This window comes from Galactobacter sp. (assembly GCF_022712295.1).
In the GTDB taxonomy this organism is placed as follows: domain Bacteria; phylum Actinomycetota; class Actinomycetes; order Actinomycetales; family Micrococcaceae; genus Galactobacter.
Genome location: NZ_JALAGT010000195.1, coordinates 16,444 through 39,955, shown reverse-complemented (window position 1 = coordinate 39,955; position 23,512 = coordinate 16,444). Strand labels below are relative to the sequence as shown.

The 23,512-nt window shown below is 65.4% G+C and carries 21 protein-coding genes, 1 pseudogene and 1 riboswitch; of the genes and pseudogenes, 10 read left to right on the top strand and 12 right to left on the bottom strand.

The features are described 5' to 3' along the window. The first annotated feature begins 268 nt into the window (after positions 1-268). A riboswitch (SAM riboswitch) is annotated at positions 269-377 on the top strand. Between the two features lie 48 nt (positions 378-425). From Q0A15_RS14225 to Q0A15_RS14215, 3 genes are read left to right on the top strand one after another with little or no spacing between them, the layout of a single operon-like run. After that, positions 426-1,460, top strand: coding sequence for a putative oxygenase MesX (locus Q0A15_RS14225; protein ID WP_291280182.1), 1,035 nt, complete (start codon positions 426-428; stop codon positions 1,458-1,460). Between the two features lie 30 nt (positions 1,461-1,490). Next, on the top strand, positions 1,491-2,558 hold the full coding sequence (locus tag Q0A15_RS14220) for a methionine synthase (RefSeq protein ID WP_291280181.1): 1,068 nt from the start codon (positions 1,491-1,493) through the stop codon (positions 2,556-2,558). Further along, complete coding sequence (locus tag Q0A15_RS14215; protein ID WP_291280180.1) at positions 2,555-3,223, top strand: HAD-IA family hydrolase; 669 nt, start codon at positions 2,555-2,557, stop codon at positions 3,221-3,223. Before Q0A15_RS14220 ends, Q0A15_RS14215 begins: the two co-directional genes overlap by 4 nt. Before the next feature lie 128 nt (positions 3,224-3,351). Here the strand turns inward: Q0A15_RS14215 and Q0A15_RS14210 are convergent, their stop codons facing one another. Continuing rightward, complete coding sequence (locus Q0A15_RS14210) at positions 3,352-4,722, bottom strand: aldehyde dehydrogenase family protein (RefSeq protein ID WP_291280179.1); 1,371 nt, start codon at positions 4,720-4,722, stop codon at positions 3,352-3,354. A 140-nt stretch (positions 4,723-4,862) separates the two neighbouring features. Continuing rightward, complete coding sequence (gene gabT / locus Q0A15_RS14205) at positions 4,863-6,221, bottom strand: 4-aminobutyrate--2-oxoglutarate transaminase (RefSeq protein WP_291280178.1); 1,359 nt, start codon at positions 6,219-6,221, stop codon at positions 4,863-4,865. A gap of 52 nt (positions 6,222-6,273) precedes the next feature. Between gabT and Q0A15_RS14200 the strand changes: the two genes are divergently transcribed. Beyond that, positions 6,274-7,869 (top strand): PucR family transcriptional regulator, encoded by a 1,596-nt coding sequence (locus tag Q0A15_RS14200; protein ID WP_291280177.1) that lies wholly within the window; start codon positions 6,274-6,276, stop codon positions 7,867-7,869. Positions 7,870-7,953: 84 nt separating this feature from the next. Further along, positions 7,954-8,949: a lytic transglycosylase domain-containing protein gene (locus Q0A15_RS14195; RefSeq protein WP_291280176.1), complete on the top strand. Its 996-nt coding sequence runs from the start codon at positions 7,954-7,956 to the stop codon at positions 8,947-8,949. Positions 8,950-8,969: 20 nt separating this feature from the next. Here Q0A15_RS14195 and Q0A15_RS14190 read toward each other — a convergent pair whose 3' ends face one another. Continuing rightward, positions 8,970-9,293, bottom strand: coding sequence for a DUF4870 domain-containing protein (locus Q0A15_RS14190; RefSeq protein WP_291280175.1), 324 nt, complete (start codon positions 9,291-9,293; stop codon positions 8,970-8,972). A gap of 253 nt (positions 9,294-9,546) precedes the next feature. Beyond that, positions 9,547-11,022 carry a helix-turn-helix transcriptional regulator gene (locus tag Q0A15_RS14185; RefSeq protein ID WP_291280174.1) on the bottom strand — a complete coding sequence of 492 codons (1,476 nt, stop codon included), beginning with the start codon at positions 11,020-11,022 and terminating at the stop codon, positions 9,547-9,549. Between the two features lie 227 nt (positions 11,023-11,249). Here Q0A15_RS14185 and aceA point away from each other — a divergent pair, with 227 nt between their 5' ends. Further along, positions 11,250-12,563: an isocitrate lyase gene (gene aceA / locus Q0A15_RS14180; RefSeq protein ID WP_291280173.1), complete on the top strand. Its 1,314-nt coding sequence runs from the start codon at positions 11,250-11,252 to the stop codon at positions 12,561-12,563. Positions 12,564-12,703: 140 nt separating this feature from the next. Continuing rightward, a complete protein-coding gene (gene aceB, locus Q0A15_RS14175) occupies positions 12,704-14,344 on the top strand; it encodes a malate synthase A (protein ID WP_291280172.1) in 1,641 nt (546 codons plus the stop codon). A gap of 103 nt (positions 14,345-14,447) precedes the next feature. Here aceB and Q0A15_RS14170 read toward each other — a convergent pair whose 3' ends face one another. Continuing rightward, positions 14,448-15,098, bottom strand: a complete 651-nt coding sequence (locus tag Q0A15_RS14170; RefSeq protein WP_291280171.1) for a DUF1275 family protein — start codon at positions 15,096-15,098, stop codon at positions 14,448-14,450. 111 nt (positions 15,099-15,209) lie between these two features. Between Q0A15_RS14170 and Q0A15_RS14165 the strand changes: the two genes are divergently transcribed. After that, positions 15,210-16,265, top strand: a complete 1,056-nt coding sequence (locus tag Q0A15_RS14165; protein ID WP_291280170.1) for a 2-oxoglutarate and iron-dependent oxygenase domain-containing protein — start codon at positions 15,210-15,212, stop codon at positions 16,263-16,265. Positions 16,266-16,291: 26 nt separating this feature from the next. Here Q0A15_RS14165 and Q0A15_RS14160 read toward each other — a convergent pair whose 3' ends face one another. Further along, entirely contained in the window at positions 16,292-17,218 is a 927-nt protein-coding gene (locus tag Q0A15_RS14160) for an NAD(P)-dependent oxidoreductase (protein WP_291280169.1), read from the bottom strand. A gap of 106 nt (positions 17,219-17,324) precedes the next feature. On the opposite strand from Q0A15_RS14160, the gene aroD reads away from it, so the two are divergent. Next, positions 17,325-18,110 (top strand): type I 3-dehydroquinate dehydratase, encoded by a 786-nt coding sequence (gene aroD, locus Q0A15_RS14155; RefSeq protein ID WP_291280168.1) that lies wholly within the window; start codon positions 17,325-17,327, stop codon positions 18,108-18,110. 43 nt (positions 18,111-18,153) lie between these two features. Then, positions 18,154-19,770, top strand: coding sequence for an ABC transporter permease (locus tag Q0A15_RS14150; RefSeq protein WP_291280167.1), 1,617 nt, complete (start codon positions 18,154-18,156; stop codon positions 19,768-19,770). 14 nt (positions 19,771-19,784) lie between these two features. Here the strand turns inward: Q0A15_RS14150 and Q0A15_RS14145 are convergent, their stop codons facing one another. From Q0A15_RS14145 to Q0A15_RS14120, 6 genes and pseudogenes are all read right to left on the bottom strand, one after another. Continuing rightward, positions 19,785-20,330, bottom strand: a complete 546-nt coding sequence (locus Q0A15_RS14145; RefSeq protein ID WP_291280166.1) for a LytR C-terminal domain-containing protein — start codon at positions 20,328-20,330, stop codon at positions 19,785-19,787. Continuing rightward, positions 20,323-20,640: a type II toxin-antitoxin system VapB family antitoxin gene (locus Q0A15_RS14140; protein WP_291280165.1), complete on the bottom strand. Its 318-nt coding sequence runs from the start codon at positions 20,638-20,640 to the stop codon at positions 20,323-20,325. Before Q0A15_RS14140 ends, Q0A15_RS14145 begins: the two co-directional genes overlap by 8 nt. Positions 20,641-20,989: 349 nt before the next feature. After that, positions 20,990-21,694: pseudogene (locus tag Q0A15_RS14135) on the bottom strand (ABC transporter permease); the annotation flags it as partial. Beyond that, the gene (locus tag Q0A15_RS14130) at positions 21,687-22,484 is read right to left on the bottom strand and encodes an ABC transporter ATP-binding protein (RefSeq protein ID WP_291280163.1); all 798 of its coding nucleotides are present in this window, start codon (positions 22,482-22,484) and stop codon (positions 21,687-21,689) included. The gene Q0A15_RS14130 and the pseudogene Q0A15_RS14135, both read right to left, overlap by 8 nt. After that, positions 22,481-22,879, bottom strand: coding sequence for a DUF1048 domain-containing protein (locus Q0A15_RS14125; RefSeq protein ID WP_291280162.1), 399 nt, complete (start codon positions 22,877-22,879; stop codon positions 22,481-22,483). The genes Q0A15_RS14130 and Q0A15_RS14125 overlap by 4 nt, the downstream gene beginning before the upstream one ends. Further along, complete coding sequence (locus tag Q0A15_RS14120; protein ID WP_291280161.1) at positions 22,879-23,253, bottom strand: PadR family transcriptional regulator; 375 nt, start codon at positions 23,251-23,253, stop codon at positions 22,879-22,881. Before Q0A15_RS14120 ends, Q0A15_RS14125 begins: the two co-directional genes overlap by 1 nt. Between the last annotated feature and the right edge of the window lie 259 nt (positions 23,254-23,512).

Genomic DNA, 23,512 nt, shown 5'->3' with positions numbered 1-23,512 from the left:
TTGAAGACCTCATCCAGCCCGCCGGAGGCCTTCAACGCCTCCACCGCAGCAGCCCCGCCACCGGTGGTCTGAGCATCCGTATTCGTCATGGTCATGATTGTCCTTCCCAGAAGGGCTTACACAGACCATCTGACACGCTCCCTGCGGCCTCAGACTTGGGCCATCCCGCCCACTCGGCGCGTCATGATCGCGTCATGAAACCGGTGCCCGCTTCGCAATTGCGTAACAGAGCGACATCACCCACCAGCCTCCGTAGGCTCAAAACCACGTTCACGAGTCGCGGACCAAGGTACCTGGCCGGCCGCGCGGCAACCCGTCGACCGGGTGCCCCAGGGGAAGAACGGGTCCGCCGTAGCCGCGGTGGGCAAGCATCGACCGGTGCAGCAGGCCTCTAGTGCCCCACCGGAGTCAGGAGCACGCAGACCGTGTCCACCCCCACCATCGCCGCAACGCGCGAGCTGAACTTCACCGTTTCCACCACGGCGTTCACCGAGGACTACTCCCCCTCTTCCACCTCACGGGCCACCACCAATTTTGCGAACCTGGCGCGCGGCGAAGACGCTCGGGAGAACCTTCGCAACGTGCTTGAGATGATCAACCGCCGGTTCAACGACCTGATCCATTGGGACAACCCCACGCAGGACCGTTACCGCCTGGAGTTGGAGATCGTCTCCGTCGACCTTCAGCCCGCACCGGACGCGGACGACTTCCCCCTGATGGAGATCCTTGACGTTCAGATCCTTGACACCCTCACGGGTTCACGTATTCAAGGACTCCCAGGGAACAACTTCTCCTCCTACATCCGCGACTACGACTTCAGCATCCTGCTGCCCGCACACGCAGCGGCGCATACAAACACTGATGGGCAGCCGAGCCCGCCCGAGGACTTCGGCGTATTGCACGGCAAGATCTTCCAGCACTTCTTGGGCTCCGCCGCCTGCACACAGCGCTTCACGACGGCCCCAGTGATCTGTATCAGCGTCTCCACGTCTCGCGTCTACCGTCAGTTACCCAACGAGCATCCGGTCCTTGGCGTCGAATACCAGCAGGATGATTACTCGCGCACCGACCAATACTTCGCTCAGATGGGTTTGCAGGTCAGGTACTTCAAACCCCGCGGCGCAGCTGCCCCTCTGGCGTTCTACTTCCGTGGAGACCTGCTCAACGACCATTCCGATCTGGCCCTGGCCGGCACCATCGCCACGATGGAGAGCTTCCAGCGAATCTACCGGCCGGAGATCTACAACGCCAACTCCTCGGCGCCTCATGTGTACCGTCCCAGCCTCACCAGCAGCGACTACTCGCTTCCAGCGGTGTCCTACGACCGGGTTGAACGCAGCCAGCTCGCGCAGAAGCAAGGCAAGTTGGCCCAAGAGGAACTGATCGAGCCCTATGGCGCAGTCCTGAATCAGTGGGCCGCCCAATGGGCACCGCAGCAGACCGAGCGCGGCCGGCGCTGACCAGCCACGAGATCCAAGCGAGGAACCACCATGACCACTTTGCTCCCCACCGCGCTCGTCGGCAGCTTACCCAAGCCCTCATGGCTCTCCGATCCCGAGACACTCTGGGCCCCGTGGCGCCTCGACGGCCCGGAACTCTACGAAGCCAAGCACGACGCGCTGCGGCTCTCCGCAGCCGAGCAGCACAACGCGGGCCTGGACATCATCTGCGACGGAGAGCAGACCCGTCAGCACTTCGTCACCACGTTCATCGAGCACTTGAGCGGCGTGGACTTCGAACATCGCGAGACGGTGCGCATCCGCAACCGCTATGACGCCAGCGTCCCCACGGTCGTGGGGCCCGTTGAACGCAAGCAGCCGGTGTTCGTCGAGGACGCGAAGCTGCTGCGAGCCCAGACCGAGAAGCCCATCAAGTGGACGCTCCCGGGCCCCATGACCATGATCGACACGCTGGCCGACCAGCATTACGGAAGCCGCGAGAAGCTGGCCTGGGAGTTTGCCCGCATCCTCAATCAAGAGGCCAAGGAGCTGGAGGCGGCAGGCGTGGACATCATCCAGTTCGACGAGCCTGCGTTCAACGTCTTCTTCGATGAACTCAAGGACTGGGGCGTTGCCGCACTGGAGCGGGCCGCGGAAGGGCTGTCCTGCGAGACCGCCGTCCACATCTGTTACGGCTACGGAATCAAGGCCAACAACGACTGGAAGGCGACCCTTGGCAATCAGTGGCGCCAGTACGAGGAGTCCTTCCCGCTGTTGCAGCGTTCCACCCTGGACATCGTTTCCTTGGAGAGCCAGAACTCTCGGGTCCCCATCGACTTGATCGGGCTTCTGCGCGGGAAGAAGGTCATGATCGGTGCCATCGACGTCGCCTCGGACACCGTGGAGACCCCGGAACAGGTCGCGGACACGCTCCGCGCAGCACTGCGCCACGTGGATGCCGACAAGCTGATCGCGAGCACCAATTGCGGCATGGCTCCCCTGAAGCGACAAGTGGCACGCGACAAGATGGTCGCCCTTGCCGAGGGCGCCCGCCTGGTCCGCCAGGAACTCGAGTCGGGCCTCATCGCGGCCACGCCCGCCGATACAGTGAGCGTGTGAGCACCACCCTTTTCGACGGCCTCGACGCCGTCCTCTTCGATCTGGACGGCACCCTCATCGACTCCACCCCGGTCACGTCCCGGGCCTGGGCCAAGTGGGGCGAAATGCTGGGGATCGGCCGGACCGACTATCACGAGCACGGCATCCCCGCCCGGCAGGTGGTGAACTCCGTGATCGAGTCCGGCGATCTGGCCGCGGACCGGTGGGACGAGGCGTTTGCGCTCATCAACGAACTCGAGGAGTCGGACGCCGAGGGCGTCACGGTTCTTCCCGGAGCCGCCGAATTGCTGGCCTCGCTGCCGCAGGATCGGTGGACCATCGTGACCAGTTGCACCGACAATCTGATCGCGGTGCGACTGGGCGCTGTGGGCTGGCAGCCGCCTTCCACCATCGTCACCGCCGATTCGGTGACCCACGGCAAGCCGGACCCGGAGGGGTACCTGCTCGGCGCATCGCGGCTTGACGTGGACCCCTCACGGTGTTTGGTGGTGGAGGACGCCCCTGCGGGCCTCGCCGCGGCTCACGCCGCCGGCATGGCCACGCTGGGGTTGAGCGGCACCTACGGTGCCGAAGACCTCATGGCCGACGTCGTGTTGCCGGGTCTCGCGGGCGTATCCGGTTCCGTGGGGGCCGACGGTAGCCTGCAGGTCGCGCTGGAGGGCTGACCGCCTCCGTTGACGCTTCTGGGGAGCCGGCCGGAATCCGGCCAAAGACGAGTCCCCGTGTCCAGCCCGAAAACGCGAGGACCCCGCCGCTCGGCGGGGTCCTCGCTGGCACTGCTCGGACGTATGGGTCAGAACGTCGAGCGGATCAGCTTGGAATTCACGAACTCGTTGGCGGCGAGCAGACCGAGCTCTCGCCCCGTACCGGAGCGCTTGACCCCACCGAACGGAAGCTCTGCGGAGTCCGCGCCGACTAGGTTCACGTAGACCATGCCGGCCTCGATGCGATTGGCCACGCGGTCCGCCTGCTCCGCGTCGGTGGTGAAGACATAGGAGCCGAGGCCGAAGTCCACGTCGTTGCCGAGGGCGAGTGCCTCGTCCTCGTCCGCCACCTTGTACACCGCGGCCACGGGGCCGAAGAGTTCCTCAGAATAGACGTCCATGTCCTTGGTGATGCCGGTCAGCACGGTGGGTGCATAGAAGTTGCCTTCACGCGTGCCACCGAGTTCCAGGGTGGCGCCCTGAGCAACGGCCCGCTCCACCTGCTCCGCGATGCGGTCGGCAGCAGCAGTGGAAGACATGGGGCCCAGCTCCGTCTCGGCCAGCGTGGGATCGCCCGGCTGAACCGCAGCCATACCCGCCTTGAACTTGGCCAGGAAGTCGTCGTAGTACTTGTCCAGAATGATGAAACGCTTGGTCCCGTTGCAGACCTGGCCCGCATTGTCGATGCGGCCGGCCACGGCGGATTCCACCACGGAGTCCAGATCATCTGTGGAGAAGAGGTAGAACGGGTCGGAGCCGCCCAGCTCCAGAGCCACCTTCTTGAGGTTCTTCCCGGCCTCTGCCGCAACCGCAGCACCGGCACGCTCCGACCCAGTCACGGAAACACCGGCGATGCGGCGATCGGCAATGACCTCGGCCGCCTGCTCGTTGGTCAGACGAACATCGGTGTAGACGCCCGCAACGGCTCCGGCATCCACGAAGATCTGGTGGATCGCGGCGGCGGACTCCGGGCACTGGGGTGCGTGCTTGAGCAGGATGGTGTTGCCGTTGATGATGTTGGGACCGGCAAAACGAGCCACCTGGTAGTAGGGGAAGTTCCAGGGCATGATTCCCAGCAGCGGCCCCAAGGAGGCACGACGGATGATTGCGGAGCCTTCGCCGGCGAAGTCGGCGATGGGCTGATCCGCGGTCAGAGCCTCGGCATGGTCCGCGTAGAACTGGTAGATCTCAGCAGAGAAATCCACCTCACCGAGCGACTGCTCCAGGGGCTTGCCCATCTCGCGCACAATGATCTCCGCGAGTTCCTGGCGGCGTTCGGTGTGCAGCTGCGCAACGCGACCGATCAGTGCTGCGCGCTCTGCCGGGGTCGAGGAACGGGACCAACCATTGTGTGCCGCTGCTGCGGCGGAGAGGGCCTGCTCCACCTCCTCAGCGGTGTTCACCGGGTAGGTTGCCAGCGTCTCGCCGGTAGCAGGATTGTTGACGACGTAATCGCTCATGGGGTTCTCCCTGTTCACTCGGGTTGCCGACCATCTGGACGGTACAGCTTGTGATCCACGCTACCCTGATCGGAGCCGCGGTCATAGACCAAGCGGGCGCATCCGTGCCCCGGATGCGCCCGCTCGAGTCGGTTCACGAATCAGTTGGCCTTCAGAGCCTCTGCGATCACGCCAAGACCTTCGGCCAGCAACTCATCGGAGATGCTCAGCGGAGGCAGGAAGCGGATCACATTGCCGAACGTGCCGCAGGTCAGGACGATGACGCCCTCCGCGTTGGCCTGCGCGGCCACTCGCTTGACCAGGTCTGCATCGGGGGCCCCGGTTGCAGGATCCACGAGCTCGATGGCGGCCATGGCACCGCGTCCACGCACGTCGCCGATGCGAGGATCGGAGGCCTGCAGCCGCGTCATGGTGCGGTTGATCAGCTCACCGATCTCCTGGGCGCGCTCGATGAGCCCGTCCTCCTCGTAGGCCTCGATGGTCGCGAGGCTTGCGGCGCAGGAGACCGGGTTGCCCGTGTAGGTTCCGCCCAGGCCACCACCCTGCGAGCTGTTCATGATCTCAGCACGGCCGGTGACTCCGGAGATCGGCATGCCTCCGCCCATACCCTTGGCCGTGGTGACGAGGTCCGGCTCCAGGCCGAACTGCTCGGAAACGAACAGGGAACCGGTCCGGGCGAAGCCAGTCTGGACCTCGTCCACGATGAAGACCACGCCGTTGGCGCGGGCCCAGTCCTGGATGGCGTTGAGGTAGCCGTCAGCCGGGACGATGAACCCGCCCTCACCCTGGATGGGCTCGACGATGATCGCGGCGACCTGGTCTCCCCCGACCTGCTTCTCGATCATGGAGATGCTGCGCTCGGCGGCCTCGGCTCCGGTCAGGTGATCGCGGTACGGGTAGGAGCCGGGCACGCGGTAGATCTCGGGAGCAAACGGCCCGTAACCGGACTTGTATGGCATGGCCTTGGAGGTCAGGCCCATGGTGAGGTTGGTACGCCCGTGGTAGGCGTGCTCCAACGCCACGACGGCCTGACGTCCGGTGTAATGGCGGGCGATCTTGATGGCGTTCTCCACGGCCTCCGCACCGGAGTTGAACAGCGCGGTGCGCTTGTCGAAGTCCCCGGGGGTGAGCGCATTGAGCTTCTCGGCCACAGCGATGTAGCCCTCGTACGGGGAGACCGTGAAACACGTGTGGGTGAAGCGGGCCACCTGCTCGGTGACGGCAGCAACGACGCGCGGGTGGGAGTTGCCGACGCTGGTCACGGCGATGCCGGAACCCAGGTCGATCAGCGAATTGCCGTCTGCATCCACGACCACGCCACCACCAGCGGCAACCACGGCCACCTGAGCCGAGTGGGTCACCGGGGCCGCAACGGCCGCGACCTTACGGTCAAGAATGGCCTTCGACTTGGGGCCGGGCAGGGCGGTGACGAGCTTGCGCTGTTGGGGGAGCTCGGGGCCGCCGACCAGCGTGGAGGGGGTATCGATCGTGGAGGTCATGAGCGCAACGCTAGACCGTTGCGGAACGGGTCGGCACTGTACGCTGTGGAGAATGATCGGCAGCAATTTCTCCGTAGTGGATAATGCGGTTTCGCTGCGCGGACTGCTGGATACCAAGGGACTCGACCTCCACCCGTTCCGCGATCCAGCCCTCCCGGAGCCCGCCTGGGACCGCCCGGTTTCATGGGTCCACAGTTCAGATCTCTTGGATCCCAGCCCGTTCCTGGAACCCGGCATCGTCCTGCTGACCACGGGGACTCAGTTCACCCCCGCCGCAGCTGGCACCACCGACCCCGGTACTGCGCCCGCCGTTGATTGGGACGCCTACGTAGACCGGCTGGTGCACGCTGGCGTGGTCGGGCTCGGTTTCGGCACCGAGGTGGTCCGCGACGGCGTGCCGAGCCCGTTGGTCGCCGCCTGCTCCCAGGCCGCGTTGCCACTCTTCGAGGTCCCGTTCCAGACCCCGTTCATCGCTGTGGCCCGGGCCAATGCCGCCGCGGTCGCCATGCGCGACGACGCGCAGCGCACCTGGGCGCTGACCGCCCAGCGGGCACTCACCCGCGCCGCGCTCGGTCCGGCCCCGCTTCCCGCCACGATTCGGACACTGGCAACCCAGTTGAATCGTTGGGTCGGACTCATGGACGTCTCCGGTGAACTCACCCTGTCCCACGCACCGGGCGTGACAAGTCCCCCATCACCAGAGGATCTCCGAGCCGTGACGACCAAGGCCGAGTCACTGCTGCGGCGAGCCTCCCGTGCCGCCGGCTCCGTCGAATCCACCGAGACCTCCTTCGGCCTGCAGACCGTGAGTGGTAACGGGAGACTCACCGGTGTCCTTGCTGTCACCGACCTACCCAACGCGCCGGAGGCCCAGTCGGTGGTGTCCTCCGCTCTAGCCCTGTTGGGCTTGGCCACTGGTCAGGAGGAGGGCTTGTTGAACGCCCGCCTCTCACTGCGGACGGGCCTGCTCGCACTGTTACTTCGCGGTGAGATCGAGCTGGCCTCGCAGGTGGCCGTCGCGGCGGACGAGTCACTCCCCGCAGCTCCGGTGACCGCCCTGCTCGGCGGCAGTGCGCAACAGGCCCCACAACTGTCCGAGTGGCTGGCGGCCAGACCCGTACGCACCCGTTCCGGCGTGCTGGCCGGACGCTACGGCGACCGCTGCCTTGCGCTCATCTCCCCCGCCGCCGCCCCGCACGCTGCAGCCGAGATCGTCCGGCACCTCGGCGGGATCTGGGGACTGTCAGACGTCGCCCCGCTCACGGATCTGGGCCGCGCCGCGGTCCAGGCGGAGACGGCCCGCGAGGCGGGCCTCAAGGACTCCAAGGGCGACGGACTCACGCGCTACAGCGAGGTCGTCGGGCATGATGTGCTCCCGCTGCTGCGCAGCGAGAAGGCGGCGGCTGCCGCGCGGCACGCGCTGGAGCCACTGGCGATGCACGACGAACGCCACGGGACCGAGTTGGTCGCGACCCTGACCGTGTGGCTGAGACACGATTGCCGCAACGAGGACACGGCGCTTGCGCTTGGCGTGCACCGCCACACGATACGGACCCGGATCCGCTTGGCCGAACGGGTTCTGGGTCATTCGCTGAGCGACTTTCAGCACCGTGCTCAGCTGTGGACTGCGTTGCGCCTCACGCGGTAGTGAGGTTTGCCTCAGCTAATCAGGTCAATAGACTGTTGTTGTTCACCAGCAAGCGACTTTCGGCAGCCAGAAGCAGGACCCCACATGCGCGTTCCCTCCCCCTCAGACCCGGACGATGCTGTCGACGCACCCTCCCATGACGAGTCCGGGAGTCCGGACGCCGACTGGGCGGACCTGGCGACCCTCGGCGTCCCTACCGTGGACCCTGACGACGGGCCCCAGCCCCGACGCGGGATCCGCACGGCGATCGTCCTGACCCTGGCCGCAGCGGTGGTGGCCGGAGGCGTGGCCCTCGTGGCTCCAGCCATCACCGAGGCCATGGCAGGCAAGGGAGACTCCGCCCCGGAGCCGACCGCAGAACCCACCACGATCAGCGAGGGAGAACTGGCGGCGGAACGTAAAGCGGTGGAGGCCTCCAAGCGCGCCGACGCCGCTGAGAAGGCGGCGGAGTCCGCCAAGGCCAGTCCTTCCTCGGCTGCTTCGGCAGCGGAGACCGCGCCCGTTGGGGTCAACGTGGCCTCCCTTGCGGATGCCACCTGGGTTCGGAGGGTTTCGCAGCAGGCCAACATCCCCGAACGCGCGCTGGCCTCCTACGCCGGGGCATCGCTTCGCGTGCAGCAATTGCGACCCCGATGCGGGTTGGGCTGGAACACCCTCGCTGCCATCGGCAATGTGGAATCTCACCACGGCAGCATCAACGACAACAATCTGGGTGCGGATGGCGTGGTCCGCCCGGGCATCTACGGGATCGCGCTGGACGGCGGAAACAAGGTCGCGGCCATCCCCGACACCGACCAGGGCCGGCTGGACGGGGACCAGGAGTGGGACCGAGCAGTAGGCCCCATGCAGTTCATCCCCTCCACGTGGACGTCCGTGAAGCAGGACGGCAACGGGGACGGCATGGTGGACGTGCAGCAGATCGACGACGCCGCCCTGTCAGCAGGCATCTATTTGTGTGATGCCGGCGGTGACCTGACCAACGACGCCGACTGGATCAAGGCCATTGCCGCTTACAACCCGTCGCTGCAGTACAACAACGACATCGCCCGGATCGCCACGGAGTACGCAGGCGTCAACTGAGTTCCCGCCGGGATCGGAGGCTACTTGATCCAGGACGGAGCGGTGACGTTGTCCATCACGAACATTGGGCGCTGGCCGGCTCGGATCTGAGACGGCACCTGGACCGCGTTGATGATGGAGATGATGAACAGCACCAGTGAAGCGATGCCGCCCACGATCCAGCCCACGAACGGGATGGCCGTGACCACGCCGACGATCAGGCGTACCAACACGAAGTTCATGTTCTTGGTGTGGGCCTCCCGCACCGCGGGTGAGGAGGAGTCGCGGCAGGTGAGGAAGAAGATCAGGGCAGGAATCCAGCTGAAGAACACGGACAGCCACAGATTCAGCTGCAGCGTGGACAAACCACCGTCCGGAGGGATAGGCCGACCATAGGGCTGCTGATAGCCGCCGGGTTGCCCAGGTGGCGGAGGAGGACCCGGCTGCCCTGGCGTTGCCCCTTGACCGTAGGAGTACGGATCCTGTGGCTGTTCTGAAGGATATTGGCTCATGTGTCGACTCCGAACTCATTGGCGGGGCGTGAACAACGTCAAGCCTATGCGCCTGGAACGATCGGCACCACGGGCCCCAGTCCCGTAGGCCCCGTGTGAGAGCCGATCAAGTCTGCTCCGGGCTGTGCCTGGCCAGGAATTGGTACACCTCGGTGTCATCCACCCCCGGGAACGCGCCCTCCGGCATGGCCGCCAACAGGTGCGTGTTGGCACGGGCCGCCGGGAAGGCATGCCCGCCCCACACCTTCGCCAACGCTTCCGGAGGCTTGCGGCAGCAGCTCGGGTCCGGGCAGGTCGATGTGGAACGGTGCTTGGTGCCACGGCCCCGGAACCAGCGGACGTGTTCAAAGGGCAGGCCGATGGAGAGCGAGTACTCACCCGTGGAGTGACGTTCCGTGATGGCGGTGCACCAGAAGGTGCCCGCACCGGTGTCCGTGTACTGCTCGAAGGCGCGGAACTTGTCCGGGACGTCGAACACCTCACGCGAGGTCCAGTGACGGCACACCGTCTGCCCCTCGATGGCGCCCGTGTGGTCGGCCGGGAAGTTCACGTTGTCGTTCTCGTAGCCCTTGTGCAGGATCCCGGAGGAGTGCACCTTCTGGAAGTGGCAGGTGATGTCCAGGTGGCTGGTCGCCAGGTTCGTGAAGCGGTGGGCCGCGGATTCGTAGGAGACCGCGAAGGCGTCGCGGAGATCCTCGATGGCCATCTCCCGGCGCTTCTTGGCGTCGGCGAGGAAGTCCACGGCGGCGCGTTCCGGCATGAGCAGGGCGCCCGCGAAGTAGTTGGTGTTCACGCGCTGGCGCAGGAAGTCCGCATAGTCTTCCGGTTCCCCGTAGCCCAGCTGGTGCCGCGCCAGGGCCTGCAGCAGCACGGAGCGCGGGTCGTGCTCCGGCCGGGTGGACTGCTCCAGGTAAATCACCTTGTTGACCTCGTCCGTGACCGAGCGCGTGGAGTGCGGCAGGTCGGAGACGAAACGGATGGAGAAGCCCAGATGTTCCGCCAGATCCGCGGCGTCGTGGTGGGACAGGGGGCCACCGGAATGCCCGACGGCGGTCAGCAGCTTCGCTGCCTCCGCCTCCAGGTCCGGGTAATAGTTGTTGCACTCACGCATCTCCGCGCGGAGCTCAGTGTTGGCGCGGCGGGCCTCCTCCGGGGTTGCGAGGGATTCATCCAGGCGGCGGGAGAGCTCGTTCTGCAGGCCGAGCAGGGCCTCGATGACGTCGGTTCCCAGGCGTGGCCCCACCTTCACTGTGGGCAGACCTAGCGAGGTGTAGAGCGGTCCCTGTTGGGCGCGGACCAGTTCGAGTTCCAGGGCGGCACGGCGGTCCAGCGGTTCCGCCGTCAGGAGGTCATCCAAGGTGGTGCCGAGGGCCTTGGCGATCTTCATCAGCATCGTGATCTTGGGTTCGCGCTTGCCGTTCTCCAGCAGCGACAGCTGGGAGGGGACGGTACCCACGGCCTCGCCGAGCGCATCTAGGGTCATCCCGGCTGCCTTCCTGAGCGCGCGGATGCGGCGCCCCACGGCAACAGTGTCGAGGGCGGTTTCGTCGGTGGGCGCGGGCTTCAGCGGCTGGGTCCCCATGCCGTCATCTTAGTCAGAGCGTGTCAACGAAATCTCACACAAACAGAGAGGCGACGATCTTTGCTTTGGACGAAACAATGCGAATCTTTTCGCCAAATTTGTCCTCCAGAGGGGTTGCAGAGGGCCAAAGATGGTTCCACGAACAGCTTCCAAGCCATCGGCTGAAGCAGTCACCGAACCAACAACCGGCCACGGCGGAAGCCACCGACTACCAGGAGTGAACCACGATGAGCACCCCGACTCCCCAGAACCAGACCCCGCAGCAGCGCGCAGAGACCCTCAACCTCGAGTGGGAGGCCAACTCCCGCTGGGAGCAGGTCACCCGTGACTACTCGGCCGAGGACGTCATCCGGCTGCAGGGATCCGTCACCGAGGAGCACACCCTGGCCCGCCGCGGCTCGGAGCGCCTCTGGAGTCAGCTCACCGATGAGGCCTCCCGTGGCGAGTACACCAACGCCCTCGGGGCCCTCACCGGAAACCAGGCCGTGCAGCAGGTCAAGGCCGGCCTACGCGCCATCTACCTCTCCGGCTGGCAGGTCGCAGGCGACGCCAACCTCTCCGGCCAGACCTACCCGGACCAGTCCCTGTACCCGGCCAACTCGGTCCCGCAGGTGGTCCGCCGTATCAACAACGCCCTGAAGCGCGCCGACCAGATCGAGACCAGCGAAGGCACCTCCAGCGTCGACGACTGGTTCGCTCCGATTGTCGCCGACGCCGAAGCCGGTTTCGGCGGCCCGCTCAACGCCTACGAACTCATGAAGAACATGATCGATTCCGGCGCGGCCGGCATCCATTGGGAGGACCAGTTGGCCTCCGAGAAGAAGTGCGGTCACCTGGGCGGCAAGGTTCTCATCCCCACTCAGCAACACATCCGCACGCTGAACGCTGCCCGCCTGGCCGCCGACGTCGAGAACGTCCCCAGCGTCATCATCGCCCGCACCGACGCGGAAGCAGCCACCCTGATCACCTCCGACGTGGACGAACGCGACAAGCCGTTCATCACCGGCGAGCGCACCAAGGAAGGCTTCTACAAGGTCAAGAACGGCCTGGAGCCCTGCATCGCCCGCGCCAAGGCTTACGCCCCGTACTCCGACCTCATCTGGATGGAGACCGGCACTCCTGATCTGGAGCTCGCCAAGCGCTTCGCCGAGGGCGTCAAGTCTGAATTCCCCGACCAGATGCTGGCCTACAACTGCTCCCCCAGCTTCAACTGGCGCAAGCACCTGGACGACGCCACCATCGCCAAGTTCCAGCGTGAGCTCGGCGCCATGGGCTTCACCTTCCAGTTCATCACCCTTGCCGGCTTCCACGCTCTGAACCACTCGATGTTCGACCTGGCTCGCGGCTACGCCGAGAACGGCATGAGCGCCTACGTTCAGTTGCAGGAACGCGAGTTCGCCGACGAGGCCAACGGCTACACCGCTACCAAGCACCAGCGCGAGGTCGGCACCGGCTACTTCGACGCCGTCTCCACGGCGTTGAACCCCGACGCCTCCACGTTGGCTCTCGTCGGTTCCACCGAGGAAGGCCAGTTCCACTGATCGCGACTGCGGTCGGCAGCCACCAGATGCCCCCGCACAAGGTGCCCGACGGCGGAACCCAAGCACCCGCCGTCGGGCACCTATCCAAGAGGGGCCCTCCGGGCCCCGAACAAACCCACTTATCTTCTTAGGAGCACACCATGTCCACCTCACCCATCACCCTGAACGGCATCACCATCACCCCTCCGCGCATCCGCCGCCAGGAGGAGGTGCTCACCACGGAGGCGCTGGACTTCCTGAAGGCCCTGCACCAGAACTTCGAGTCCCGTCGCCGTGAGCTGATGACCCGCCGGCACCGCGTCCGCGCCAAGATCGCCAACGGCCAGGACCCCACATATCTGCCGGAAACCAAGCACATCCGCAACGACGAGACCTGGAGAGTGGCGCCCGTGGCGCCCGGCCTCGAGGACCGCCGCGTGGAGATCACCGGTCCCGTGGATAAGAAGATGACCATCAACGCCCTGAACTCCGGAGCCAAGGTGTGGCTGGCGGACATGGAGGACGCGCACACCCCGTCCTGGTCCAACGTCATCAATGGGCAACTCAATCTCATGGACGTGTTCGCGGGCCGTATCGACTTCACCACGGATGAGGGCAAGCAGTACAAGCTGAACTCCACGACCCTGACGGACCTGCCCACCATCGTAGTGCGACCCCGCGGGTTGCACATGACGGAGAAGCACCTGCTCATCGACGGTGAGCCGCTGGCCGGGTCCTTCGTGGACTTCGGGCTGTACTTCTTCAACAACGCGGCCAAGCTGATCGATCTGGGCCGTGGCCCGTACTTCTACCTGCCCAAGACGGAGAATCACCTCGAGGCCCGGCTCTGGGAGGAGATCTTCGCCTTCTCCGAGGAATACATCGGATTGGAGCACGGAACCATTCGCGCCACGGTGCTGATCGAGACCATCACGGCCGCGTTCGAGATGGAGGAGATCCTCTACGAACTGCGCGACCACGCCGCCGGCCTGAACGCCGGGCGTTGGGACTACATCTTCTCCATCATCAAGAACTTCCGTGCCCGTGGCCCCCGCTTCGTGTTGCCGGACCGCTCGCAGGTGACCATGACGGCCCCGTTCATGCGGGCCTACACGGAGCAGCTGGTGCGGGCGTGCCACCGCCGCGGTGCGCATGCCATTGGCGGCATGAGCGCATTCATCCCCTCCCGTCGCGACCCGGAAGCCAACGAGCGGGCACTTGAAGCGGTGAAGGCCGACAAGACCCGTGAGGCCAACGACGGCTTCGACGGATCGTGGGTGGCTCACCCGGACTTGGTGCCGGTGGCCATGGAGGTCTTCGACGCCGTGCTGAGCGACTCCCCGAACCAGGTGGCCCGCACCCGTGAGGACGTCGAGGTGTCCGATTCCGCCTTGCTGGCCGTGAACGGCACCCAAGGGCGCATCACCGAGGCCGGCCTGCGACTGAACATCGAGGTGGGCATTCGTTACCTGGAATCCTGGCTGCGCGGTTCCGGCGCCGTGGCGATCCACAACCTGATGGAGGACGCAGCCACCGCAGAGATCTCCCGTTCCCAGGTGTGGCAGTGGCTGCACCACAAGGCCATCACCGACCAGGGTGAAGTCATCACTGCGGAGTGGGTGGCGGAACTGGTGGAGGACGAGTTCTCCAAGCTGGCTCGCTTCGACGACGATCGCTACGTGGACGCACGCGAGATCTTCGAGGCCTCCGCCCTGAAGGATGAGTTCCCGACGTTCATCACCCTGCCCGCGTACGACCGCTACCTGACGGACGCGGACGCGAAGTCGCTGCAGCTGGCCTGATCTGGCCCGAGCACTGGCTCTGGCGTGAGCACCAGAGCAAGGAGGGACCCCAGTGTTGACTGGGGTCCCTCCTTGCGTCTCGGTCTCGCATCACGGCCTTGCATCACTGTCGACGCCGCGCCTCGCGGATCATCTGCACCACGCCCAGGAGCAACAGGGCGGTGGCAGCCGCGACCAACGCCAACAGGCCAACGGCCGCCCACGTCAGTGCACCGACCAACGCGCCGACCGTGATGGCGGCCCACAACAGGGCCGGCCTGGCCCAACCACCACGGCGGACCCCTGCCATGTGGTCAGCGATCCCCAACCCCACACTGACCAGAGTTCCCGTTGCGTACGTGATGGCGATCCGGGCCCGACCGTCCACGACGAAGAGCGTGTTCATGGCTCCCATCACGGCGGCCAGAGCCGCCAGGGAGAACCCGGGTTGCGGCCAGACCCACACCAGGCAGGTGGCCCCGATCAGGCCCACACCCAGGCCGAGGATCCGCCCGCCCATCCTCACCGACGGCAGAAACAGGCCAAGCAGCCGGCCGGACATCACGCCAAGCACAAAGCCGCCGACCAGGCACAGGGCGATGGCTGCCACCTGAGGCTGCCCGGAGGTCGCCTCGACGCCGGCCTGCGTGGAGTTCCCGCTCATAAAGGACACGAAGAGTCCGCCGGACAGAATGAACCCGACGGCGTCCACGAATCCGGCCAACCCGGCCAGCACCAATGAACCGCCGAACCCTGCCCTGGATACCGTCTTCATGCTGACCTTTCTACCCAGTTGTCAAGGTTTCGTCATATTCGGCGCCACACAAGCACACATGGCGCCACATTGCCTCGACGCGGACCCCCTCGCAGTATCACCATGGTGGCCATGACCGCCACGACTGATTTCCCGACCCCGACCGAAACCGCTCCGCGTCGCGAGCTTCCGGTCCTGGACCTCTCCACCGCGCGCAACGTAGATGGCTCGTTCAACCCTGAGTTCCTGGAGAAGCTCCGGGACGCCGCCCACAACGTGGGCTTCTTCCAGCTGATCGGCTACGGCGCCCGTTCCAACCAGGCGCAGGAACTGCTTGACACACTTCACGAGTTCTTCTCCCGCACCGTCGAGGAACGTCTGAAGCTGGACAACCGTCTCACCCCGACCTTCCGTGGCTACACGCGCCTCGGCGCCGAACGCACTCAGGGCCGCGCCGACTCCAGAGAGCAGATCGACTTCGGACCGGACCGTGAACCGGAGACCGATGTGCCGGTCGGCCAGGAGTATCTGCGACTGCAGGGCCATAATCTCTTCCCTGCCGAGTTCCCTGTGTTGGAGGAACGGGCCATGGCCTGGGCAGGCCTCATGTCCCGGACCGGCGCTGAGCTCCTCGCCGCTCTGCTCGTCGCCATCGGCGTGGATCCCAACCACTTCGCAGACGCCTTCGCGGAGAAGCCGGCCTGGCTCGGCAAGCTGGTGCACTATGTGGGTGGCGACCTGGTGCCGGACGCAGGCAAGCAGGGCGTGGGCGCCCACGCCGACTACGGTTTCGTGACCCTGCTGCTGCAGGACCAGGTGGGAGGGCTCGAGGTCCAGCCGCATGGGCAGGAGGAATGGATCGACGTGGCCCCGATCCCAGGTGCGTTGGTGGTGAATCTGGGCGAGATGCTTGAGGTCGCCACCGATGGTTACCTCATGGCCACCGTCCACCGGGTCACCGCTCCCCCTGCAGGTGTGGACCGCTACTCCGTCCCCTTCTTCTGGTCACCCCGCCTGGACGCCACCGTGGATGCGGTGGACCTCCCGCCGGAACTAGCCGCCGATGCCCGAGGTAAGAGCGACGATCCGAACAACCCCATGCTCTCCGTCTACGGCGCCAACATGCTCAAAGGCTTCCTCCGCGCCCACCCGGAGGTCGCCAAGCGGCACTACCCCGAGTTGGCCTGAGGGAGGCCGAATGCGTCTTTGGGGCCTCAGTAGCCCTGTGCCGGGTCCACGACGCCGTTCAGGTCCTCGCCGGCCTGCCAATGCTTGAGGTTCGCGGCGAAACGTTGCCCTAGCAGCAACTGGATCATGGGCAAGGTGTCAGCCGTGTGAGGTGTGATGAGGCAGCGGGGCTCGTCCCACAGCGGATGCCCCTCAGGAAGCGGTTCGGGATCGGTAACGTCCAGCCCCGCGCCGTAGAGGTGGCCGGCAGCGAGCGTCTTGGTCAGCGCCTCGCAATCCACCATGGGACCACGGGCGATGTTGACCAAGATCGCATCCTCCTTCATGGCCGCCAGTTGGGCTTCACCGATCAGGTGGCGGGTGCCGTCGGTCAAGGCCGCAGCGAGAACCACCAGGTCCGCTCCGGGCAACACCTCGTCGAGATGCTCGGCAGAGACGGTGCGATCCGCTCCGGGCGCGGGGGCGTCGGTGCGACGGACCACGTCCACCTTGACCCTGAAAGCCTTGAGAAGCCGGACGATCTCCAGTCCGACGCCGCCGGCACCCACCACCACGGCACGAGTGTCGAAGATCGAGATGCCGTCCATCTCCTCCCAGGAGCCGGCCCGGGCTCGACGCTTGATCAGACGTGCGACGCCAAGGGCCAACATGAGGGCGTGCTCGGCGACCGGCTCTGCGTAGGCCCCCTTGGCGGAGGTCCAGATCGTGTCCGGGTGAGCGGCCAGGGCATCGCGGTACTTGTCTATACCAGCCGTAGGCAATTGGACCCACTGCACGCTGGGGGTCGTGTCCAGGATCTCGGTCAGCTGGGTCGCATCGTTGCCATGGTCCAGGGCCAGGATCTGCGGGCCGTCATCCAGGTCGACAAGTTCAGCTCCGCCTTCGGCGAGTGCTCGGGTCATGAAGTCGAGGACGTCGCCGTGAACGGCGACGCGTGGGGCAAGTGCGCTCATGAGTCCTGACGTTACCGGCTCTGCCTGCGTTCAGGTCTCTCCTACCCTCGCTACCACCCGTTCCTGCACAATGGAGATCGCACGACCATCACGCGAAGGAGCACCCGTGTCCGCTGCAGAGCGCATCCCAGTCCACATCGGCGCAGCCCCCGGAATCGCTCTCGGGGCCGGACGTCCCAAGATCATTGTCCCGGTGATGCCGCAGACCGTGAACCAGGTGCCAGCAGCCGTGGGCGCCGTGGCAGGCCAGCCGGTGGACGTCGTCGAGTGGCGGATCGACCACATCGCCAACCCGGCCTCCGCACCGGAAATCGGTGCCGCACTGCTGGCCGGCCTCCAGCGGCAGGACGGCACGTCCACCCCGATACTGACCACCTATCGCACTGACCGCGAGGGAGGTGAGGGCCACCTGGACGATTCCGCGTATGCGGACCTCGTCGTCGGGCTCATCGAGGAGGGTATGGCCGACGCCGTGGATGTCGAGTACCGCCGGGCCGCCTCCTCGGTGGGGAGCATCATGACGGCGGCCAAGGCCGCCGAGATCCCCGTCGTGGCCTCCTTCCACGACTTCGGGGGCACCCCGAGCCAGGACGAGATCGTTGGGCACCTGCGATCGCAGTCCCAGGCCGGAGCGGATGTCCTGAAAATCGCCGTGACACCGCACTCGCCCGCCGACGTCGCGACGTTGCTGGCCGCCACAGCCCAAGCCGGCGAGGAACTGTCGGAGCCACTGCTGACCATTTCGATGGGCCAGTTGGGCCTGGTCTCCCGTGTTGCTGCGGAGACCTTCGGCTCCTGCGCCACGTTCGCGATGGTTGGAGTTGCCTCCGCTCCGGGGCAGATCCCGGCCGACGTCCTGAAACCCGTTCTGGGAATGTTCGCAAGATCCTGAGATTCATTACCCGGTAATGCAACGCTGATAACCTGAGCAAGACATGAGCGCATCTGAAGACACACCCCAGAACCAGGTATCCACCCCGCGACCCTCCGGGCGCCCACTACCTGGCGAGACCGTCAACGATGCAGACATGGTGGTCCATACCCCACCACAGAAGAAGTCCGCCTACCGGCGCTGGTTCGCGACCCTGAACCCCTCCATCCAGCTGGTGCTGTCCCAGCTCTGGATGCCGGTGTTCATGTGCATCATGTTCACGCTCTGCTACGTGGGATCCTTCCAGCACGTGGCCCCACGCCACGTCCCCGTCGGTATCGTCTCCGACACCACCGCCACGCAGACGCTGCAGGCAGAGGTGAAGCAGAATGCGCCTGGCAGCATGGACTTCACCACGATTTCCGACCATGCCGAGGCTCGCGAGCAAGTGCGCACCGGCAAGCTCGCGATGGCCTACGACCCGGAGAAGAACCAGTTGGTCGTTGCCACCGCTCACCAGGCGCAGGCTTCCAGCATCATCCCCAAGCTGATCGAGCCCCTTCTGCCGGCACTCGGCCAGAAGGATGCCCCAACCACGGACGACGTGGCACCGTTGGGGGCCCACGACATCGGCATGACGCCGATGTACCTCATGCTCACCTGGTGCATCAGCGGCTACTTGGCCGCCATGTTCATCGGACTCATGGGCGGCCCCCTGTCGAGACGGACGCGCTACGGCATCATCCTCGGCGTCTCCGCCTTCTTGAGCTTGCTCTCCTCCATCTTGGTGGATCTGGTCCTCGGCGCCATCACCGGACATTTCTGGGCGCTGCTTGGCCTCGGCTTCGCCTGGAGCGTCGCCATCGGCGTCGCCGTCAACGGGCTGTCATATTTCCTTGGCCGCTTCATCGCAGCCCCCGCGATGACCCTGTTCATCTTCCTCTCGATCCCCTCATCGGGAGCCGCGATGCCGGCCTGGATGATGCCGGAGTTCTTCCAATGGATGCAGAACATCGTGGTGGGATCCGGCATCAGCGAAATGCTCAAGCACCTTGTCTACGGTGTCGGGCCGGGATACCTGCGCGGTTGGATCATGCTGGGGTGCTACCTGCTGGTCGGCATTCTCCTGACCTGGGCAGGCAAGCCCTACTGGGAGTGGAAGAGGGTGCGTCGCATCCTCAAAGGCAAAACAACCATGTTCCACGACGCCCAGCGCGCGTCCGGACGCAAGAACACCCGCGAGGAGAACGAGATCCTCGCCGCCCACGGACTCAAGGTCCGCGAATCGGACGGTGCCCTCATCCGCATTCCTGCGCTGCACGGTGCCGAGCTGCGAGAGATGTCCCGTACAGAACGCGAGCACAACAGGCAGCTGCGCCTTGCCGAGGTCGCAGGCACCGCGGAGATTCCCCCTTCAAAGCGCCCTGACCTCATCGATAACTACGACCGCTACGTCCCGACCGGGGTCATGGATTCCTTGGAGCCGGCAGACATCGAGCGGTACGAAGAAGCGCAGTCGGCCACCGAACCCCCACAAGCCGTCGAACCCCCACACGGCGCCGGGCGCCACCGTGCCCCGGCGTCCGACGATCGGCGGCCGGCCGATCGGGCGCCTGGCACCGTGGTTCCGGACGACGAAAACGTGGGGAACGCGTCGTCGGGCACAGAAGAACGCGACTGATCTGGGCCGCCGGCTCAGCCCGCGAACACCAGCTGCGTGCACTGCATGCGGCCCGGCCCCAGGTTCGGATTGCTACTGAGGGACGTGAAGCCCTCCGTCAGCATCAGGTCCACCCTGCCATCGGATCGACGGGGCTGAATCACCACGAGTGACTTCGGCACTTGCCGCTGCACGCTCAGCGCCTGAGCAACGGTTCCCGGGCCGGTGACCACCAACGCCGTGCCGGCCTCCTGGCCGTTCTGCGGACCCGCGTTGCCGACCTTGGCGATCTGATACCCGCGGCGCTTCATCGAGTCCGCGACATCCGCTGCCACGCCCTCGTTCGAGGTCCCGTTGTAGACGTTGATCGTGGTGTCCGCCGGAGCGGCCGGGGCCATCATCTGCACAGGGCACACCGCTCCCCGGTCCGCCTGCCAGTGCGGCGTCCACTGCCCGGTCTGGTGCCAGCGCAGCCCCAAGGACACCGTGACGACAGCAATGACCATCAGGACCACCAGGATGATCTTTCGGGTCCTTACGGCGACGGCCCGGTCCTCGGGGGTGACGAGCTCGTCACTCACTGAGACCCCCTGCGGCATCCAGGTCCAGGACTCGCGCGTGCATGATGGAGCGATGTTGAAGCGCCGTCCTGACCGCGCGGTGCAGCCCGTCCTCCAGATACATCTCCCCCTGGAACCGCACCACGTGTGGGAAGAGATCGCCGTAGAAAGTTGAGTCCTCGGCCAGCAGTGCGGCCAGGTCCAACGTGGACTTCGTGGTGGTCAGTTCTTCCAGACTCACCTGCCGCGGGGGGACCGCCGCCCAGTCACGGGTGCTGCTCAGCCCATGGTCCGGGTACGGGCGCGAATCACCCACGGACTTGAAGATCATGTACCCAAGGTTACTTCGCCACGGCGTCCCCAGTGCAGTGGGCTCGCTTCAGCCACGGTCGACATATGGAAATCCCCCGGAACCGTTTGCACCGGTTCCGGGGGATTCCCTTGTCATCACTCGCACCCTTTGAGGTGTCTACGACACTACGGAGCCCACCTGTCCGTCGGCTGTGGTGACGGTGCACTTTCCCCATGCGTCTGGTGTCACCACGCGGCAAGGAGGACGAGGCTCGGCGTGGAGCGGCGCTGGTCCGCGGTCAGTCGGCCCCCGGACGTCCTCAGCCGCCAAAACGGCGGCGGTAGACCACCAAAGAAACCGCGTAGGCCACGATGCACAAGCCCACTCACCACGCGAGCGCGACCAGGATTCCGGAACCGGCACCGCGACCGTCGAGCAGTGCGCGGATGGAGTCCACGATCGGCGTGACCGGCTGATGTTCAGCGAACCAGCCGACAGGGCCTGGCATGGTGTCGGTCGGTACGAAGGCCGAGCTCAACAATGGCAGGAAGATCAGTGGGTAGGAGAACGCGTTCGCACCATCCACGGTCCTGGCACTCAGCCCGGCGATGACCGCCAACCACGTCAAGGCCAAAGTGAACACTACGACGATGCCCGCAACGGATAGCCATGGCCCCACTCCGGCCCCGGGCCTGAACCCGAACAGCAACGCCACGCCGATCACGAGTGCCACCGAGACGAGGTTGGCCACCAGCGAGGTCAACACGTGCGCCCACAACACCGATGACCTGGCCACCGGCATGGACCGGAAGCGTTCGAAGAGCCCTCCTTGGACGTCCTGGAACAACCGGTAGGACGTGTACGAGACTCCCGTGGCAACGGTGATCAGCACGATGCCCGGTAATTGGTAGTCGACGTACGTCCCGGTTCCCGAGCTCTCCTGCAGGGCACCTCCCAGTACGAAAACGAAGAGCACCATGATGCCGATCGGCATGATCGCCGTGGTGAGGATGGTGTCCGGGCTGCGCAGCACATGCCGAAGGGAACGTCCAGTGAGCGCCGCGGTATCGGAGAACAGGTGACGCCTACGCATGGGTCGCGCCCGCCTGCGACGCCTCGGGTTCGGCGCCGGTCAAGGCCAGGAAGACGTCCTCAAGGCTGGGTTGATTACGGACGTACTCCACCTTGGGCTGGGGAAGAAGCCGCCGCAGGTCCTGCAGCGTCCCTTCCACGAGGATGCGGCCTCGGTGCAGGATCGCAATCCGATCGGCAAGATGTTCCGCTTCCTCCAGATACTGCGTGGTCAGCAACACCGTGGTTCCGCTGCTGGCCAGCTCCTGCACCATGGTCCAGACCTCCCGTCTGGCCTCAGGGTCCAACCCGGTGGTGGGTTCATCCAGCACGATCAGTTCCGGGCTGCCAACCAGGCTCATGGCGATGTCCAACCTCCTGCGCATGCCACCGGAATACGTACCCACTCGGCGATCGGCCGCTTCGGTGAGGCCGACTCGGTCGAGAAACGAATCAGCCGTCGCGGATGGATTCTCGACATGCCGCAGGCGCCCGGCCAGTCTCAGGTTCTCCCGGCCAGTGAGTACCTCGTCCACGGCCGCGAATTGTCCGGTGAGCCCGATGCTCTCCCGAACGGCGGCCGGCTGCATGTGGACATCGAATCCGTTGACTTCAACTTTCCCCGTGTCCGGCCGCAAGAGTGTTGCGAGGATCCTGACGACCGTCGTCTTGCCCGCACCGTTGCTACCGAGCAGGGCGAAGATGCTGCCACGCCGCACCACCAGGTCGATTCCGTCCAGGACGTGTACGTCCTTGAAGCTCTTGGTCAGCCCCTGGATGCTGATGGCTGACGGCCCTGCCGCGGCGGTCATTGCCGGCCGCCTTCCCCGGCGCTACGGCTTTCCTGCTCCGCAACGGCACGGTCCAGGGAATCCGCCAGCTTGAAGCGTTCCTTCTCCACGAAACTCTTGCCGTTCCCGCGATAGGCGTCGATGAATGACTCCATGAAGTCGGTGGGATCCTCACCGACCACGTCGCGGACCGGATGTCCGTCCACGGCGGCACGCTCCATGAGGTCCACGAGATCACCGAACATGTTCATCATGGAATCCGAGTGATCCACCGGGCCGAAGATCGTGGCATACCGTTCCAACCCCTTGTAAGCCGTCCGGTATGCGCTTGGCAGTGCTTTGACGCGAGTCTTGTATTCACGCCACTGCTTCTTGGCTTCCAGATCTCCCACGATGTATTCGATCGGGTTGCGCATCACTTCGATCCTTCCTTGGGCTCCGCCCCGGCGTTGCTTTGACTGCGCAGTTGTTGTCTGTGTAGGGCCTCGAGTCGCTGCGCCAGGAAGTCCCAGTTGGTCCAGAAGTCGTTCAGGGTGACTCGGCCCTGTTGATTCAGGGTGAAGACCTTGCGTGGCGGGCCCTTCTCGCTCGGCACCTTCTCCACGTCGACGAGCCGGCGCTGTTCAATACGGACCAGCAGCGCGTAGATGGTGCCTTCCGCGATGTCCTCGAAGCCCTGGTCTCGCAGCCATGCCGTGATTTCGTAGCCGTACGCCGGCCGTTCGGAGAGCACCGCCAGGACCACGCCCTCCAGCGTGCCCTTGAGCATCTCCGTCATCTGTTTACTCATACCCGCCTACTTAGTGTTACTGACTACAGGTAGACAGTATCACTAAGTACCGAGGCTCAGGAAGTGCTCACGGGGCGGCATTCCCCATGAAGCCCCCAGACGCGGAAATCCCCCGGAACCGTGTGCACCAGTTCCGGGGGATTCCCTTGTCATCACTCGCACCCTTTGAGGTGTCTACAACGCTACGGAGCCCACCTGTCCGTCGGCTGTGGTGACGGCACAGATTCCCCGTGCACTGACTCGAAGAACACTGCATGCC

What these genes read in the sequence shown, in the direction of transcription:
- Q0A15_RS14220 (WP_291280181.1), top strand. Translation starts at nt 1,491, where the DNA reads ATGACCACTTTGCTCCCCACCGCGCTCGTCGGCAGCTTACCCAAGCCC.
- Q0A15_RS14210 (WP_291280179.1), bottom strand. Translation starts at nt 4,722, where the DNA reads ATGAGCGATTACGTCGTCAACAATCCTGCTACCGGCGAGACGCTGGCA.
- gabT (WP_291280178.1), bottom strand. Translation starts at nt 6,221, where the DNA reads ATGACCTCCACGATCGATACCCCCTCCACGCTGGTCGGCGGCCCCGAG.
- Q0A15_RS14200 (WP_291280177.1), top strand. Translation starts at nt 6,274, where the DNA reads ATGATCGGCAGCAATTTCTCCGTAGTGGATAATGCGGTTTCGCTGCGC.
- Q0A15_RS14195 (WP_291280176.1), top strand. Translation starts at nt 7,954, where the DNA reads ATGCGCGTTCCCTCCCCCTCAGACCCGGACGATGCTGTCGACGCACCC.
- Q0A15_RS14185 (WP_291280174.1), bottom strand. Translation starts at nt 11,022, where the DNA reads ATGGGGACCCAGCCGCTGAAGCCCGCGCCCACCGACGAAACCGCCCTC.
- aceA (WP_291280173.1), top strand. Translation starts at nt 11,250, where the DNA reads ATGAGCACCCCGACTCCCCAGAACCAGACCCCGCAGCAGCGCGCAGAG.
- aceB (WP_291280172.1), top strand. Translation starts at nt 12,704, where the DNA reads ATGTCCACCTCACCCATCACCCTGAACGGCATCACCATCACCCCTCCG.
- Q0A15_RS14170 (WP_291280171.1), bottom strand. Translation starts at nt 15,098, where the DNA reads ATGAAGACGGTATCCAGGGCAGGGTTCGGCGGTTCATTGGTGCTGGCC.
- Q0A15_RS14165 (WP_291280170.1), top strand. Translation starts at nt 15,210, where the DNA reads ATGACCGCCACGACTGATTTCCCGACCCCGACCGAAACCGCTCCGCGT.
- Q0A15_RS14160 (WP_291280169.1), bottom strand. Translation starts at nt 17,218, where the DNA reads ATGAGCGCACTTGCCCCACGCGTCGCCGTTCACGGCGACGTCCTCGAC.
- Q0A15_RS14150 (WP_291280167.1), top strand. Translation starts at nt 18,154, where the DNA reads ATGAGCGCATCTGAAGACACACCCCAGAACCAGGTATCCACCCCGCGA.
- Q0A15_RS14140 (WP_291280165.1), bottom strand. Translation starts at nt 20,640, where the DNA reads ATGATCTTCAAGTCCGTGGGTGATTCGCGCCCGTACCCGGACCATGGG.
- Q0A15_RS14130 (WP_291280163.1), bottom strand. Translation starts at nt 22,484, where the DNA reads ATGACCGCCGCGGCAGGGCCGTCAGCCATCAGCATCCAGGGGCTGACC.
- Q0A15_RS14125 (WP_291280162.1), bottom strand. Translation starts at nt 22,879, where the DNA reads ATGCGCAACCCGATCGAATACATCGTGGGAGATCTGGAAGCCAAGAAG.
- Q0A15_RS14120 (WP_291280161.1), bottom strand. Translation starts at nt 23,253, where the DNA reads ATGAGTAAACAGATGACGGAGATGCTCAAGGGCACGCTGGAGGGCGTG.